At 31.7% G+C, this 17,077-nt stretch carries 19 protein-coding genes; 1 reads left to right on the plus strand and 18 read right to left on the minus strand.

Features of this window, described 5'->3' with window-relative positions:
* Positions 1–73 precede the first annotated feature (73 nt).
* The 13 genes from BM183_RS02465 to BM183_RS02525 all read right to left on the minus strand — a co-directional run bounded on the left by BM183_RS02465 (position 74) and on the right by BM183_RS02525 (position 13,013).
* The gene (locus BM183_RS02465; RefSeq protein ID WP_091684192.1) at positions 74–1,045 is read right to left on the minus strand and encodes an immunoglobulin-like domain-containing protein; all 972 of its coding nucleotides are present in this window, start codon (positions 1,043–1,045) and stop codon (positions 74–76) included.
* Between the two features lie 267 nt (positions 1,046–1,312).
* On the minus strand, positions 1,313–2,767 hold the full coding sequence (locus tag BM183_RS02470) for an NADP-dependent glyceraldehyde-3-phosphate dehydrogenase (RefSeq protein WP_091684193.1): 1,455 nt from the start codon (positions 2,765–2,767) through the stop codon (positions 1,313–1,315).
* Positions 2,768–3,114: 347 nt separating this feature from the next.
* Positions 3,115–3,480, minus strand: coding sequence for a BlaI/MecI/CopY family transcriptional regulator (locus BM183_RS02475; protein WP_242960814.1), 366 nt, complete (start codon positions 3,478–3,480; stop codon positions 3,115–3,117).
* A 551-nt stretch (positions 3,481–4,031) separates the two neighbouring features.
* On the minus strand, positions 4,032–5,330 hold the full coding sequence (locus BM183_RS02480) for an ATP-binding protein (protein WP_091684194.1): 1,299 nt from the start codon (positions 5,328–5,330) through the stop codon (positions 4,032–4,034).
* Positions 5,331–5,349: 19 nt separating this feature from the next.
* Positions 5,350–6,267 carry an RluA family pseudouridine synthase gene (locus BM183_RS02485; protein ID WP_242960815.1) on the minus strand — a complete coding sequence of 306 codons (918 nt, stop codon included), beginning with the start codon at positions 6,265–6,267 and terminating at the stop codon, positions 5,350–5,352.
* A gap of 226 nt (positions 6,268–6,493) precedes the next feature.
* Positions 6,494–6,991, minus strand: a complete 498-nt coding sequence (gene lspA, locus BM183_RS02490) for a signal peptidase II (protein ID WP_091684196.1) — start codon at positions 6,989–6,991, stop codon at positions 6,494–6,496.
* Positions 6,992–7,147: 156 nt separating this feature from the next.
* A complete protein-coding gene (gene aroB / locus BM183_RS02495) occupies positions 7,148–8,236 on the minus strand; it encodes a 3-dehydroquinate synthase (protein ID WP_091684197.1) in 1,089 nt (362 codons plus the stop codon).
* A 50-nt stretch (positions 8,237–8,286) separates the two neighbouring features.
* Positions 8,287–9,051, minus strand: a complete 765-nt coding sequence (locus tag BM183_RS02500; protein WP_091684198.1) for a DivIVA domain-containing protein — start codon at positions 9,049–9,051, stop codon at positions 8,287–8,289.
* Between the two features lie 10 nt (positions 9,052–9,061).
* Positions 9,062–9,823, minus strand: coding sequence for a YlmH family RNA-binding protein (locus BM183_RS02505; protein ID WP_242960818.1), 762 nt, complete (start codon positions 9,821–9,823; stop codon positions 9,062–9,064).
* Positions 9,824–9,973: 150 nt separating this feature from the next.
* The gene (locus BM183_RS21610; RefSeq protein WP_091684199.1) at positions 9,974–10,237 is read right to left on the minus strand and encodes a YggT family protein; all 264 of its coding nucleotides are present in this window, start codon (positions 10,235–10,237) and stop codon (positions 9,974–9,976) included.
* Between the two features lie 23 nt (positions 10,238–10,260).
* On the minus strand, positions 10,261–10,830 hold the full coding sequence (locus BM183_RS02515; protein WP_170847866.1) for a cell division protein SepF: 570 nt from the start codon (positions 10,828–10,830) through the stop codon (positions 10,261–10,263).
* 66 nt (positions 10,831–10,896) lie between these two features.
* Entirely contained in the window at positions 10,897–11,589 is a 693-nt protein-coding gene (locus tag BM183_RS02520; protein WP_091684201.1) for a YggS family pyridoxal phosphate-dependent enzyme, read from the minus strand.
* 41 nt (positions 11,590–11,630) lie between these two features.
* Positions 11,631–13,013, minus strand: coding sequence for a biotin/lipoyl attachment domain-containing protein (locus BM183_RS02525; protein ID WP_091684202.1), 1,383 nt, complete (start codon positions 13,011–13,013; stop codon positions 11,631–11,633).
* A gap of 201 nt (positions 13,014–13,214) precedes the next feature.
* On the opposite strand from BM183_RS02525, the gene BM183_RS02530 reads away from it, so the two are divergent.
* On the plus strand, positions 13,215–13,436 hold the full coding sequence (locus BM183_RS02530) for a DUF378 domain-containing protein (protein ID WP_091684203.1): 222 nt from the start codon (positions 13,215–13,217) through the stop codon (positions 13,434–13,436).
* Positions 13,437–13,644: 208 nt separating this feature from the next.
* Here the strand turns inward: BM183_RS02530 and BM183_RS02535 are convergent, their stop codons facing one another.
* The 5 genes from BM183_RS02535 to minE form a co-directional block, all read right to left on the minus strand.
* The gene (locus tag BM183_RS02535; RefSeq protein ID WP_091684204.1) at positions 13,645–14,064 is read right to left on the minus strand and encodes a twitching motility protein PilT; all 420 of its coding nucleotides are present in this window, start codon (positions 14,062–14,064) and stop codon (positions 13,645–13,647) included.
* 128 nt (positions 14,065–14,192) lie between these two features.
* Positions 14,193–15,155 (minus strand): D-alanyl-D-alanine carboxypeptidase family protein, encoded by a 963-nt coding sequence (locus tag BM183_RS02540; protein WP_091684205.1) that lies wholly within the window; start codon positions 15,153–15,155, stop codon positions 14,193–14,195.
* Between the two features lie 86 nt (positions 15,156–15,241).
* Positions 15,242–15,640 (minus strand): methylglyoxal synthase, encoded by a 399-nt coding sequence (mgsA, locus tag BM183_RS02545; RefSeq protein ID WP_091684206.1) that lies wholly within the window; start codon positions 15,638–15,640, stop codon positions 15,242–15,244.
* Positions 15,640–16,773, minus strand: coding sequence for an FtsW/RodA/SpoVE family cell cycle protein (locus tag BM183_RS02550; protein WP_091684207.1), 1,134 nt, complete (start codon positions 16,771–16,773; stop codon positions 15,640–15,642). Before BM183_RS02550 ends, mgsA begins: the two co-directional genes overlap by 1 nt.
* Before the next feature lie 15 nt (positions 16,774–16,788).
* The gene (minE, locus tag BM183_RS02555) at positions 16,789–17,061 is read right to left on the minus strand and encodes a cell division topological specificity factor MinE (protein WP_091684208.1); all 273 of its coding nucleotides are present in this window, start codon (positions 17,059–17,061) and stop codon (positions 16,789–16,791) included.
* Positions 17,062–17,077 lie beyond the last annotated feature (16 nt).

A 17,077-nucleotide genomic window follows, 5' to 3' on the forward strand; every position in this document is an offset into this window, starting at 1 on the left:
TCCCGGCGCCATAGCACCTTATATTCATATTATGTCTTAATAGGATTGATGGAGCTGCCTTTACTATTAATTATTATTTTACTTCAAACTCAAATGCTGTATATCCCATATTACCATTAAAACTTATATCTTTAATTAGTCTGTACCGCCCTGTAGGAAGAGGCTGAAAATAAGTGAAATGAAATACAGTATCTAAAGAGTTGCCCGCCTCTAAAATATATAGTTCATCTGTCCATCCTAAGTTTATATTGTCATTAATCATATTATCAATATTGTACCAGCTGTCATCAATTAAGGCTTCCAATTCCAGACGGGATCCGAATTCAATTTCCTTGGAAGAAGTATTTTCTATTAAAATTTTTAGCAATTCCGTATCAGAATGAAGTTCTTTATTATCACCAATCATTTGAACCTTTTCCAGAGTATCATCTGTCTTTATACTTTTATTCATGTACTTAGTGTTCCATTTCCCATCTATTAGTGATAGATATCTGTTATTAACGATATTATAGACAGTATCATGAACCTGTGTATTTCTAATAATAGAATTACACATCTTTACGGACTCTTCTTTATCTATGAGAAAATATTCTCCTTCATAATTAATAGCATATTCCCCAGCAAACAAAAGAGTATAAGGATAACTTCCAGACAGCTCAACGCCATAAAAGAATCCGCTTAAATCATCTGGATTTATATTACTTACTTTTTTTCCTGATAAATTTTTAAGGTAATTAACAAAATCGGTCATATCTTCTTTTTCATATACCCAGTTGCTGGTAGTTGTATTACCTTCAAAATTGTAAGTATAAACAAAAAGACTTTGTATATCTTCCTCTGGAAATTTAAATACTAATTCCCTATCAAGTTCTTCCACTTTATTTCCATCAATTTTTGTATTTGTTTTCCTATCTGTATTTCTATCTGTTTCAGTAATACTTTCTTTATCTTTTCCTATTTCTGTTTGTTCCGTTGGCTCATTATAGCAACCTGAAACCAATACCATACATAATAGAAATACCAATATTATCTTATGTTTTTTCATGATAATCACCTCTTTGCATTAAAATTATTTTATTCCAATTTTACCATATATTTTAATTAATAAGAAGCAGATAATGGTTAGTTGTGTTAAAACTAATATATTTTAAGGCATAAAAATACCTAACGAGTGTAAAATACTCTAAACCCGTTAGGTAATTTTTTATATGCTGAAAGTTTATTATACTGAAAGATTATTAATACTGAAAGATTATTAATACTGAAAGGTTCCGGTAAAAGGATTTTATATTCTTAATAATGGAGAAAAGATTTAATAATGCAAATTTATAACGGTAGCCTTTACTCTGGTCATTGCCTCAATAGAATAACGGATTCCCTGGGTACCAATTCCGGATTTCTTAACACCTAAGAATGGGAAGTGGTCAGGTCCTCTTTCTGTCTTATTATTGATCTGCACTGTTCCAACTTCCAGTTTAGAAGCTACATAAAATGCGTCTTCAATATTTTCGGTAAATACAGAACTCTGTAAACCGTATTCGGAAGCATTAGCAAGTCTTATGGCTTCATCAACGGATTCCACACGTAAAACAGGCAATACAGGTCCAAAAGGCTCTTCCCAGGCAACTCTCATATCTGTTGTAACATAATCTAATAAAGTTGGGAAGATCAAATTACTTTCTCTCTTTCCTCCGCAAATCAGTTTTGCACCTTTTTCTTTCGCGTCCTCAATTAGATTCCAAACAAAATCAGCTGCTCTTTCGTTAATTAAGGGAACTACATCAACTTGTTCTTCTAGAGGATTACCGATTTTTAACTGCTCAATTAATTCTTTTAATTTTGCAATCAATTCATCCGCAACTTCATTTAAAACTAAAATTCTTTTAACAGCAGTACATCTTTGACCAGAGTATGAAAATGCTCCCGATACAATATTCTTTGCTGCAAAGGATAAATCTGCATCTTTTAATACGATAGCAGCATCTTTGCCTCCTAACTCCATAAGCAAAGGAACCATGGTAGTCATTTTAGATATATGTTCTCCCACTTCTGTACTTCCGGTAAAATTTATAAAATTAATGCCCTGATGTGTTACTACATAATCCCCTATTTCTGAGCCTTTACCTGTAACCATAGTCAGTACCCCATCAGGCAATCCCGCTTCTTTGAATATTTCCACCAATTTGGTGCCGCAAAGAGCCCCGGTTGTTGCAGGCTTAAACACGACTGTATTACCTGCTGCTAATGCCGGTGCGATTTTAGATGCCGCCAAATTGATTGGATAATTAAATGGCGATATGGCAAGTACAACTCCTACCGGCTCTCTTGTTACAACTGCCACTTTTTCTTTATTAAAACCTGAAAAATTATCACCTTGAATACTTTCTCCATGGATACTTTTAGCGGTATCTGCAGTAAATCTCATAAAGTCTGCGGTTCTGCTTATTTCAGAATTGGCACTTTTCTTATCCTTACCAACTTCATGGACCAGAAGATCTGTTAATTCATCAATATTACGAAGTAATATGTCAGAGGCCTTGTATAGAACTTCGGCACGTACACTTAATGGTGTATCTCTCCAGGCAGGAAAAGCATTCTTTGCTTTTTTTATCTCCCTATCCACTTCTTCCTTTGAGTATGCAGGTACGGTGCCAAGTATGGAACCGCCAATAGGTGATATAATTTCAATGTGTTTTTCATTGTTTTTTATCTCTATATCAAGATTTTCGTGTAATGAATCTTTTTTAATCTCTTTTTCAGCGTTCATAAACACTCCTCCTTTACGTTAATATCTATAGTATATTAGTAATAGTTCTCTTTGGAATATATTTATATTCAACAATTAGTAAAATAGAATTAAATTGATTATAATCAGAATACTATATTAAGTCAATAGGAATTATATGAAAGATTGGCCTGCATTCCGATAATAATCTTATAATTGTAAATATTTTTAAGAATTTTATTCTTAATGGAAAAGGCTATTACAAAATGAATGTTCTTCCGGATATGGATTGGAAACAATTTGCTCCTACATATCAGGTATTTCATTCTATTTTGCAATAGCCTCTTTAAGTTTGTAAATAATGTATGGTATATCTTATAAAAAATTCTTTATAATTTTTGCTCACTAATGATTCTTTCTAATTCTAAAATTTCAGCTGGTGATAACGTTTGGTTTTTTAAATACTCTGTAAGGAATGTATTTAGAGAACCGTTGTATAGTTTATTAAATAAAGCTTTTGTTTCAATATTTTGAACGGTACGTTTAGAAATACATGCTTTGCATAAAAATCCGGGATCTTCTCTTTTAACGGCACCTTTATCTATTAACCGATTGATTACGGTATATGTGGTATTTTTTTCCCAACCTATGTATTCTTTGATAATCTTAGCAATGTCTTTTGCAGCTAAAACTTTATTCGACCATAATAACTCCATAATATTTAATTCACCTTCGTGTAGTCGTATTTCACTCATTACTGCTCCTATCTGCCTTAATATAGATAATTTTTGTAGGCTCTTCCAATTTAGTCTATTTTCTATATATCAAATTCATTTAACATAAATACGAAGAAAATTTACTTCAAAAAACTTATGTAAAATAAATCATAATAAGGATTTTAAGCGCATACTACATAAGTAGAATGCAATAAATATTATAAAAATAATTATAATCAAGTTAAGATTTCTTAGTAATATCAAGTGTTTTATGAATATTTCAATTTTTGTATTTTAGATCTTAAATATTAGATTTTAAATTTTTAAAACGTAAAAAAATATAGGCTCTACAATTGTCGAATACAATAACATAAATAGTCGAATTATAAACTACTTATGTAGACAAGTCCTAATGTATGTATTCTATCTTAATAGAACCTAATTGTCAACCATAATAACCAAAATTTATGAAAAATCACATTATAAAACTGACATATTATACATACAGAAAAACATAATCATAAACTTTTATTTTACATAGTATAACTTCTTATAAATGAAAAAAGCTTAGTCAATATAGAAACTAAGCTTTAAATGCAAAATACTGCATAGATTGGTACATATTTTATATTTCCGGAATATTCAAAATTTCTGGTTGAAATTTTTATTGCTTCCTTTATGGATTCACTTTTTGTTCTTAATACACTTAAATTTTTAGAACGAGTTATATTACCGGTCTTCACTTCGATTGGAAGTAAATAATTATCTTTATAAAGAATAAAATCTATTTTAGCCTGTGAGTTGGATTCCCAATAAGTAAGATGGTATCCATTTGCGTATAAAGATTGAGCTACATAATTCTCAATAAGGCCTTTTCTAATCTGATCCGGATGTTTGACCTCAATTTGTTTTAATGAAGAATATAACATTCCCACATCTGACATATATAATTTGTACTGAGGTGATATATTCGAATCTATTTCTGCTTTACAGGCACTTTCCAATGCTTCTTCTGCAAGTTTATTGCATCTTATTCCATAGAAAGTATCGGTTATGTATTGAACGGCATTTTCATACATTGCATTAGTTGCACCTTTACGAATTAAGTTATATTGGAATTTGCGGTTTTCTTTTATAAGCTGTTTATCCATGATGTTATAAACCTGGCTGATTTTTAACCCATCTCCTTCGTCATTACGGCTCCTGGCATCCCATAAATATGCATTGGCTAATATTCTATGCTGTTCTGAGACATTATATTTACCTTCCATATTGATAAATTCATTTATAGCAGCAGGCATTCCCCCTGTTTGCAAATAGTCTTCGAATAAGGTTAATAATTCCCGATGAACAATGTCCGGAAGCTTTTTATTGGAGGAATAATGTATTCTAATTGCTTCAGCATACCAGTCATTACCTGTAGCAATTAAAAATTCCTCAAAATTTAAAGGAAAAAGCTGCAATACATAAAAGAAATCATCCTTTTCCCACAGGTCAATGCGAAAGCTAGTTATACATATGATCTGAAAGGGTGGATTGGCTTTCATTAAGGCTTTTAATTTTTCAATAAAAGGGGGATAAAAAGAAACTTCATCCATAATTAATAATACCGGCTCATCCTCATTCTCCAGACGTTCAGATGCATAAGGATGAGTATCAGAAAGCATGTATAAATTCTGAATCCAAACAGATACATCTTCTCCATCCAATAATTTATGATATTCCGGTACTCTTTCAAGATTAATATAGATGGATTTTGCATAAAATGCCTTTGCAAAGTCATTTACTAAATAAGTCTTTCCTGTACCTCTTCCACCCATTAACAGGAGAGGCTTATTCATATAATTTTCTTTCCATTCCAGCAAACTATCGATTCGTTTCCTTTTCAAAATTAGCACTCCTTTTTATCTATCTTAATTTTGTAAGTAACTGTTCAAAATAATCCGGTAAAGGTGCTTCAAATTCTACATATTTTTTTGTGGTAGGGTGGATAAAACCTAACACTCTGGCATGTAATGCTTGGCCTTCCAGATGAAAAGGATCTTTTCCCGGTCCATATACATCATCACCTAATAAAGGATGGTGTATACTTGCCATGTGTACACGTATTTGATGGGTTCTGCCGGTTTCTAAAGTACATTCAATATGAGCATATTTATTTTTAAGGTTTTCAATTACCCGATAATGTGTGATTGCATTTTTGCCATTTCTCTGGTTAACAGCCATCTTTTTTCTATCCGTTTGATGTCTTCCGATGGGTGCATCCACTGACCCACTTTCTTCTTTGAAGGAATGATAGACGATAGCATTATATTTACGGGTAATGGAATGAACTTTTAATTGCCCTGCTATGAACTGATGAGCTTCGTTGTTTTTACAGGCAACTATAACACCGGTGGTATTCATATCAATACGGTGGACGATACCCGGACGTAATACTCCATTAATACCGGACAATTCATCTTTGCAGTGATATAACAGACCATTTACCAAAGTACCGGAATAATGCCCTGCAGCCGGATGGACTACCATTCCCTTTCCTTTATTGATAAGAATAATATCTTTATCTTCATAAATAATATCCAAAGGAATATCTTCTGGTTCTATATTCAAATCTACTGGAGGTGGTATCTCAACTGTTATCTGTTCACCTTCCGATACTTTATAATTAGATTTTTTCTGTTTTCCATCTACCAAAACCAAGCCATCTTCAATTAATTTCTGAATATATGACCTGGTCAGATCTTCTATATTTTCCGCTATATATTTATCAATTCTAGTTTTGTTGTCTTCTTTTTCTACTAATAAATCAATAAAATTATTCATTTTTACACTCATTACGTATCATATCTATTTATTGATGTGATACAGCCACAAAATCAGGTTGAAAGAATCATTTCGCGGCATCTTTCTATATAATATTTTTAAATTTTAAACAAGATGCCGCTTTACGGCATCTTAATAACAAAATTATTTTAAATTTCTTCCCAAAGTTTGGAGATGTTCTAATTCACAGTTATGGAAGTTTTTTACAATTTTATGTCATCATAATTTAAGCACTTTTTTTCTTACTTTTTCCCAAAAATTCAAAATCTTCATCTTTATAATAAAATATGAATAGAATAATAAGCACTACGGAAGCTACAGTTACATAGCAGTCCGCTACATTAAAGATAGGGAAATTAATTAATTCAAAATAAAGAAAATCAACAACATATTTTCTAAAAATACGATCAATTAAATTACCGATTGCTCCAGCTGTAATAAATACTAAAACAATTCGAAGGTAATTATAGTGTTTGTCAGCAGGTATCTTAAAGTAAAAGAAAATCATAGCCAGCATAATGATAGAAGAAAAGACAACCAACAGCCCGGTTTGATTACTTAATATCCCCCATACAGCACCTGTATTTTCATGATACAGCAACTTAAATACCTTTGGAATAATTGTAACAGATTCCTTTTTTAATTGAGTTACAGCATAATATTTTGTTAATTGATCTAATGCAATTAAAAGTATCAGGTATAGCAAATGTCGCAATTTTTTCATAAATCCTCCAGTTGTTCTTAACTTACCTGTTCATAAGTTAAGATTTATATCATAATAGTGTTTATGATATTTTCTTTATAATATAGCATGGAGTTCTGATCCATGCAGTTCATTGAGCTGTGGCCTGATTCGGTCTATATACGAGTAATATGAATTTTATTTTAATATAAATCGAATTCCATCCATAAGCTCTTCCTGTGTAACAGATGTATCCATAAATGCCTGCCCTATTTCTGATAATAATATAAATTTTAATTTTCCAAATTCCATCTTTTTATCATGAGCAGTAGCTTGAAAGATTTCTTCCGGGTCTATTCCGGATACCTTAACAGGTAAATCAAAGCTGCTGATAAAACCAATTATATTATCCAGCTCTTCTTTTAAAAGATACCCTCTTTTATAAGAAATATAACAGGAAGCAGCCATACCCACAGCTACACATTCTCCATGCAAAAGACTAAAGTTTGTCAAATTTTCAACAGCATGGCCGATGGTATGCCCAAAGTTTAATAAAGCACGCTCTCCAAGTTCTTTGGGATCTTTTTCTACTACTTCCCGTTTAATCAGGCAGCTTCTATATATCATTTCTTTCATCACTGGAATATCACGGGATTTTATCTCATCTTTGTGGTCTTTCAACCATTGATAGTAATCCGGTTCTTTTATTAAACCATGTTTTATTATCTCTCCTAAGCCTGCATAATATTGTCTATTGCTAAGGGATTCTAAAGTACTTAGATTTATATAAACAGATTCAGGTTGGTGAAATGCTCCAATCATATTTTTATAGGATTGAAAATCAACACCGGTTTTTCCACCGATACTGCTGTCTACCATTGCCAATAATGAGGTAGGCATTTGAATAAATCCAATTCCCCTTAAGTAGGTGGCAGCGGCATATCCTGTTAGATCACCTGTCACACCACCACCTAAAGCAATTAAAAGGTCTTTTCGGTCAAATTTTGCCCTTATGAGATGCTCATATAAAGAATATACTGTATCCAGGTTCTTACTGTCCTCTCCTGATCTAAACACAAAAGTCTCTACTGTTTTGGCGTGCTCCTTTAATAAACTCCTTAATTCCTCCATGTAAAGCTTGCTGACATTGGTATCAGAAACAATACAGAGTTTAAGATTTTCCGTTCCCAATTTATCTAATTCTTCTATCAATTGAACATAGTCATTTTCTATAAGAATATCATAAATTGGCTTATTATTATAATTAACAGTAATGCTGGAATTCATAAATAACACCTGTGCCTTTCTAAATGGTCTTATGTATAGAATAAGTTTATTTATAACTGTTCCTCTTCCTCTACATTAAGAAACTCAAAGTCGTCATAAATATCATTTTTCTGCCTGTCCATTTCATCATTCCTTGGGGAATCTGTGGAATCATCTTTTTCCATGCCATTTTGAGCATTATCCGGCATGTCAGTTACGGTGTCCTTCTGAGCGATTTGAACATCTTTTTTTACGTTGCTTTGTGTATCTGTTTGAGCATCCTTTTGTGTGTTTTTTGGCTTATCTGTTTGGGCATCTTTTTGCAAATTATTATATTTATCTTCTTTCCTATCATCCTTTTGATTCAGGAATGCATCCAGATTTGCAATATGTATATTAAAGGCATCAGACTCTAATAATTCTTCTTGAGCTTTTGCTAAATATTTAAATTGAGCCTTATATGCTTCATATTGTCTCACTATTTGTATAGTCTGCTGGTGAATCTTATCCAATTCATTCTGTGCATCCATAAGAATAAGTTTTGCTTTTGCCCGTGCCTCTTCTTTAATGGCATGTGCCTCCTGCCTTGCAGCTTCTTTGGTCTCTTCTGCCGTTTTTTCAGCCAGAACTAATGCCTTTTGAATAGTCTTCTCGATGGTTTTATAATAATTAATACCTTCATTAAGTACATTACATTTATCTTTTAATTCAATATTTTCTTTATATAAAGTTTCATAGTCACCAAGTAAAGAACTTATGAAATATTCCACATCCTTTTTATCAAAGCCGATCCCTGTTTTAAATGTTTTACTTTGTAATTCAATTGGTGTTATCATATGCTTCCTCCTAAGTATATTTTAATATTAAACAATAGTATCTGCCTTTTTTGGTCTGACTTTGCAATTCTTTATAAATGAATTTGCCATGTCCTCTTACAGATACTGTTTCACCTTCTTTTAGTACATAACTGTTTGATTCCACAAGACGGCCATCTACAAACACGTTTCCGCTGCTTATAAGACTTAGCATACTGCTTCTGGAAGAACCAAAAGCAAGTGCAATTATAGAATCCAGTCTTGGAGACGAAACGGTTCCCCTGATTTCTTTAAAGGAAGGACGAACCTCCGGTGCTTCCTCGTTCATTCTTTCGCATTGAATGGAGGTATGTTTTACTTTTTCTAAGTTATCTATAATAAACGAACTTATTCCGGATAAACAAAATATATATCCTTCTTTTTCTTTCACCAAAATATCACCAATTTTACTACGTTCTAATCCTAAGTTCATAATGGCACCTAGGAAATCTCTGTGGGTTAAATCATCACTGAATTTTTTATTTAAAGGTTTTATTCGAATACAGGTAATGTAACTGGAAAAAGCCTTTACAGATTCATCTCCGTAAAAGCATATAACATTTCGCTCTGCGCCTTCGTATCCACCATATAATTGATAGTTTATATAAGGTAATTCATTATTCATACTTTTAAATATACTGATTTCGTTTAAATTCAAAAAGTCAGTATACGTAGCCATGCCTTTCCTATCAGCAACTTTTGCCAATTCCATAATTCGTTTTCTTAATAACAGTTCCTCTTTATCCTTACTCAAAGCTGTCTCCTAACTAAAAACATGGTATAATACAAACGGAACGAGAAAATGCGAACTTGTTTGCATTTTCTGAGTGGGGTGCCAAGATCATGAACACGCTTTATGCTCATGATATAAGATGATTCTTAATTGTATATCTTTCCCTCTGATTTATGCAATAAGCTGGGATAACACATTTTGAAGATAGGATAATATAACAATACCTATAATAGGCGAAAAATCTGAAACAGATGTATTAAAAATTGAACGCTTTAATAAAAACCTAATGGGATCAAGAAAGGGATTAATTAATGTTAATAAAATTTTCTTAATCCCATTAGGAATCGGAAACCAGGAAGAAATAATATATACAAATAAAATAATTTCAATTACATTAAAAAAAACATAAAAGGTTTTATAAATTAAAATATTCATATTTAAGTCCTTATAGTTATATTTTAAAATTCTCTATTCAAAGTGGGTACTTCAAATCCATCACTTTGAACCAAATCAAGATAATCACCGGAAATATCAACAGAATCAGGTGATATAATGAATATGTAACTGGAAATCTGATGTAACTTACCATTCAAAGCATATACGGAACCTGAAACAAAGTCCATAATCCTCTGAGCCAGATCAACATCAATCCCCTCTAAATTAATAACAGCTGCACGGTTAGATAACAGCATATCACAAATATCCTGAGAATCTTCAAAGGTAGTAGGTTTCATAATGCAGACTTCAAATCCCTTGGGTGTTGTTCTAATGGGAACAACTTTGTTATTTGTAGTTCTTTCCATTCTGGTCACCCTTTCTTTTCTAGGTTCTTGGAAGGAAGCACTAAAGTCAGATAATGTTTCTTCTCTTTCCATTGACTGCTGTTTCAACTTTTGCTTTTCTACTTTACGCTCCATACGCTCGGCACGTTTCGCTTCTTTTTCTTCTAATTCATCATCGTAATCATCGAAATCATCATCTTCGGTTAATTTAAGTGAATCTAAAATGTTTTTAAATATATTAGCCATATGCCAATCTCCTATCATGATTATTTATATATACGCTTTATTATGTTTGTAAATATATTCCGGTAATTATATAGAATAATTACGCTCACCAAATATACCTGTCCCAACTCGTACTATTGTTGCTCCTTCTTCTATTGCAACTTCATAGTCTCCAGTCATCCCCATAGATAATATATCCATATGAACATTATCAATGTTTTTTGATTTTATGTCAATATTTAATTGTCGCAAATTTCTAAAATGAATCCTATTTTTTTCAGGCTCATCCACAAATGGAGCGATTGTCATAAGACCTTTTATCTGAACATGTTTTAACTTTGATATTTCCATGATCAGAGGATATATATCTTCTGCATATACACCGAATTTAGTATCTTCTTTTGCAATATTAACTTCAATTAAAATATTACTGATTACATTTTTTTTAGCAGATTCTTTATCTATTTGTATGGCAAGCTTTAAAGAATCAACAGAATGAATAAGCACTGTTTTATCAACAATATATTTTACTTTATTAGTTTGCAAATGGCCTATTAGATGCCAATTTAAATTCTTAGGTAATACTTCATACTTGGAGGTTAATTCCTGTACTTTGTTTTCACCAAACTCTATTATACCGGCATCCATTGCTTCCTCTATCATAGAGATAGGTTTTGTTTTACTGACTGCTACTAAAGTAACCTCTTCCCTTGACCGTCCTGCTCTTAAACAGGCAGCATTTATTTTTTCCTCTACGATTTTTAAATTTTCTTTAACCAATGGATTCACGACCTTTCATATTTGTTAATATAGTGATGATTCTAATAGATAATAGCCTGTTCAACTGCAGTTTTTCCATCCAATGCAATATGATCGTAAACAGACAGTCCATATTCAGTATTATCTTTTATGATACAATATTCTTCATTTTTATATAATATTTCAACCCGGCGGAAGGTGGCATAACCTTTATTTACATTAAATACACCTTCTAAAGCTTCTTTTGGACCAACCTGATACCGTTCTCCTGATTCAGAACGTATATAGACACCAGGATTTTCAAACAACCTGCCATCTATATATCCTAAAGTTTCAGTCTTATAATATATATCGGTAGGAACAAATACATATTCTGCTTCACCACTATCTGTATTGTAAGATTCTTTCATTATACCAGTACTGCCTGAATCACCACCCAGGGTAAAGAATTCCAATGGAATGGTATAAAAATCTTTCTTTACAATTGCCGAAGTAGGTATTTTAAGTCCTTTGGCAGAATTGGTTTCCAATTCGATTGATACAAAGCGGTCACTGATATAACGATCCAAATATTTTGTTAAGCTTAGTTTTGCAAAATAATCAGCGCCTTTTTGAAAAGTGGAGATTGGCACAGTCGTACTTATTTCTGTATCAGTAAAGGTTATTTTAATATTTTCTTTTTCCTGTAATTTCTTATATTGATTTTCATCCAACAAAAGAATGATATTCCAATTATTGTTTTTTATGATTCGATAGATAGGACTGTTCTTCTCAACTAATTCCATGGTACGAAGCTGAGTTTTATTATAAGTTTCCGGATTAAAGTTCTCCGCTGTAATGGAATCTGTAGTTATATCCTCCATATTATCTATGGTGTAGGAAATAACGCCACTGATTTTGGAATGATTAACTTTTATGGAATTACTTGTCCCATTCTCACTCATAATATTATGTAAATTATTTATAAAATTATCATTTGCAATTTCAAGTACCATATTATCCAGTTCATATTTTAAATCATATACAGTAGAAAAATTGCTGTTGCTAAAATCATTATGAAAATTCATGATTTCTTTTTTTACTTCCATTGTATTATCAGAGGATATGGTAAGTGCATTTTCACCATTACCTATTAAATCATAAGACTTTTTATTTTTATCAAGAGTGAAAATGGTGGTATTTTTTGCCACACGGTCTCCATCTCTATGATAATAGTTAATATAACCAGCGGCACCGGAATAAACTACTTCTTCATTTCTTAGAATTAACCCGTTAAAAACATTATTATCTGCTGTAAATCCTTCTCTTACTTCATAAATGGATAAATGATCCTTTGTAAGATATATATATACCACACATATAACATAAATAAATATAATAAGAAACACAATCACACCTATATTCACGTTCTTGCGTTTTCGAAATTTTGTAACTTTTTCTGCCAAATAAAAACCTCCTTCATACAAATAAGCAATCTCTTTTATTGTCCATGATTTTGCTTATGTACTGTATATAAGCCATCCTTATGTGTTGCTTATATAGTATCTTCTTTATTATACTTATATTTGAAACATAATGAAAGTACTATTTGTATTTTTTATAAATAACCTTTCGAATATTGGATAAAAATATGGTAATACTAATTAATGCAACAAAAAGGAGGTAAACAATTGAAAACAGTAGATTATATTGCATTAGTTTTAGTAATCATTGGAGCCATTAACTGGGGCCTAATTGGTTTTTTCGGTTTTGATTTAGTCAGAGTAATTTTTGGTGATATGACTATCGTATCAAGAATTTTGTACTCAGTGATAGGCGTAGCTGGATTATATGCATTAAGCTTCTTTGGAAGAGTTCAAAATGATTAGTAGTTCAAAATAACAATCCAGTTATAGTTGTTTTAGCTTTAAGTTATACTTACTATCATTATAAACAAGAGGTGAATAAGACTTCTTGTGAAGTACAACAAAAAGGGACTGATATAAAATCAGTCCCTTGCTGCTTTTAATAAGTAATTTTGATTTTATTTTATAACAAATCCGGTAACTGGATTTGTAATTAACCTTTTAGTACACCTTATAAGGATACAGAGACAAATTTCTTTGCAGGCTCTGGCAAATCTACCTCATCGCGAGATAAACTAAGAATAAAATCTATATTAAATTCATTAGATATATGTTCTAATTTTTCTAGGGTAGGTAATAAATCAGAATTTTCAATATTGGCAAGTTTTAAGAAACTATCTAAGAATATATGTTCCAAATCATGATCTTGTGAAATTAAACCACAGATAAAACCTAAGAATTCGCTACAATTATCAATACAGTAAGACTTTACATTAATCAATCGAATCTTATTACTTAATTCATACATATGTTTGTTGTTCTTGTCAAGATAAACAATACTGCCTTTTGCTTCTTTTACTGCGTTATTAGCTTTTTCAATCAGGATTTTAGTTTTACCTTTTCCTTTTTCACCAGCAATAATCTGTATCATTATTATCTCCTCCTTAAGATGTGTACAAAATATGGTTGATTTAGATAAATATATAATTAATATAGTTTAATTATAGTATATTATCACACAAATTACAACTTAAATTTTTACATTTTAGTAAATTATAGTTAAGGAATCATATTCAATAATTTTGTCATTTGTGAAAATAAACTGTTACCATCACTTGCTTGCATAATTAATGAAACATAGGATTTGTTATTACTATCTTTACTATGTAATATCAGACAGTTTCCGGCTTTACTGGTGGTTCCGGTTTTTCCGCCTGTTACGGTAATACCTTCCGGTGCAGTTTCCAAACCCTTTAGATAGCGATTGGTGTTTAAAAACTGAACTTCTTTTGGATGATTATCTTTATCGGTATATTGAATAGTATAACTTGCCTGGTTAATAATTGAGACAAATTTATCATACATAAGTAATTCATTAAAAATTAAATATAAATCATAAGCTGTTGTATAATGGTTGTCATCATGAAGACCATGTGCATTGATAAAATTAGAATGAACTGCACCAATACTTTTAGCTGTTTCATTCATTAGCTTGGAAAATCCTGCTTCGGAACCGCCTATATGTTCTGCAATAGCGATTCCGGCATCATTGCCTGAATAAACTAATAAGCTGTTAAGCAATGCATCTAATTTAACTTTGTCCCCCTCTTTAAAGCCACAAAGCTTTGCGCCGCTTTCCGTAATATGAGAGGCATTGTAACTTATGGTTACAGTATCATTTAGATCACCCTGTCTTAAAACCACCAAAGCAGTTATCAACTTAGTCAAACTGGCCGGATAGAGACGTTGATAAACATTATTGGCATATAAAACTTCATCATCACTAGTATTAATAATCAGTGATGATGTGGCAGTAATATCTGAATTTTGCATATGATTTAAGTCGTCAGGAATAACGGTTAAATCAGTTGCAAAAAATTCAGCTATATCTATATTCTCTGGTTGTTCATATTGATATTCGTCTTGGTTTGATTCCAAATAAGTTAATAAAATAGTTGGAGTGTTACTACATCCGGTTAAAATGGCAGCTGTTAAAATGACAGCTATAAATTTTTTCTTCATGCTTTATCTCCAATTCCATATCTTAAATCCAAGAAATAATATAAATGGTTAATAAGCAATAAAACAATACAATGATACTTGATTTATTAAGCTTTAAATATTTCTCTCCAATCTAAGTCTCCGCGATCCAGAGCTTTAATTAACAATTCAGCTGTTGCCAAATTAGTAGCTAAAGGAATGTTGTGTGTATCACATAAACGTACAACATTATTTACATCCGGTTCATGGGATTTTGAAGTTAACGGATCTCTTAGAAAAATTACAAGATCTATTTCGTTATGTTCAATCTGAGCACCCATTTGCTGCTCTCCTCCAAGGTGACCGGCTAAGTATTTGTGAATAGAAAGATTCGTTACTTCTTCAATCAATCTTCCGGTAGTTCCTGTTGCATATAAAGTGTGCTTATTTAAAATACCACGATAAGCGATACAAAAATTCTGCATTAATTTTTTCTTAGCATCATGTGCTATTAGTCCAATATTCATTAGGTATTACCCCCTTTTCGTTTTCTTTGTAAATTAATATTTAAAACTAAACCTATAGCGATCATAGAGCTCATTAAGGAGCTAAGACCATAACTAACAAAAGGTAATGGTATCCCTGTGTTAGGTAAAATCATTGTAGTAACTCCTATGTTTACAAAAACCTGAAACATAAACATAGCAGCTATACCTGTAGCAATTAACATACCCAGGCGGTCCGAAGCGTGTTTGGCAGTCTTTAAGCATTGAAACACTATAAGAGCCAATAAGAATATTATAACACATGCTCCTATAAATCCAAAAGCCTCACCTAAAATAGAAAATATAAAATCACTTTCCGATATTGGTACGTAAGTACCGCCTTGAATAGAATCAATCCCCTCTGTAAGTAGTTTGCCGGTTAATTGACCTGAACCAATAACCTCAACAGAGTTTCCTTGCTGATAGATAGTATCAGTAGAAGCCTCTAATTCAGGATTTAAAAAAGCAATTACCCTCTTTTGCTGATAATTTGTTAAAATCACCTGAAAATCTTGCTGTACATACCAGAATAATCCTCCTACCAAAGGAATTCCGATGACCAATATGGGTAATATAATTTTATAACTTAAACCAGCAGCAAATATCATGATTACAAAAATAAATAACATAACTAAACTGGTTGATAAATTAGTTTGTATTAATATTAAGAAGGTAGGTATGCCCATTAATATTCCTGTCAGCACCAGTACATAGAAGCGATCCATCTTTTCTCTTAATATTGTATACATTTTTGCCAAAAATATAATCATAAAAATCTTACTAAATTCAGAAGGCTGAATGGTTGTAACTTTTAAGTCAAGCCATCTTCTTGAATTATTAAATTCCACACCAACTAATCTTACTAAAACCAATAATATTAAATTGACTATATAGAGTAAAATGTAGAACTCACTAATAAAATGATAATCAATAAGAGAAACAATAAATGCAACCAAAAGACCGCCAATAACACCAATTACCTGCTTCTTAAAAAGATTTTCACCTTCCTGCTGTGCCAGGCGGACTAAAAAAGTTCCAATACTGCTTAATATTACAACCATTATCACCAGTGATATATTATAGTTTTTAAAATTATACTGCTTTAAATTAAACATAAAAGATTTTCCTTACTATTTTTTTTGCTTAAGGTCTTTAATTGGAATGTTGGCAAATAAAGCAGGTACTGTCCCGTTAGAACTTTCAGACTCTGTTTGTGTAATCTTAATGTCAAGTCCCTCCAGATCAATCTCAATGTATCTGGATATAACGGCGATAATATCATTTTTTATCTGCTCCATAATCTCAGGAGAACAGCCAGCGCGGTCAGAAACTAAGACTAATTTCAACCTATCTTTTGCCACATTACTAGAAGTTTTTCTTCTGAAAAAATCTGCTAAGCTCATTTAACTTTCTCCTCTC

Origin of the sequence: Anaerocolumna aminovalerica, from assembly GCF_900115365.1 — a bacterium.
Taxonomy (GTDB): domain Bacteria; phylum Bacillota; class Clostridia; order Lachnospirales; family Lachnospiraceae; genus Anaerocolumna; species Anaerocolumna aminovalerica.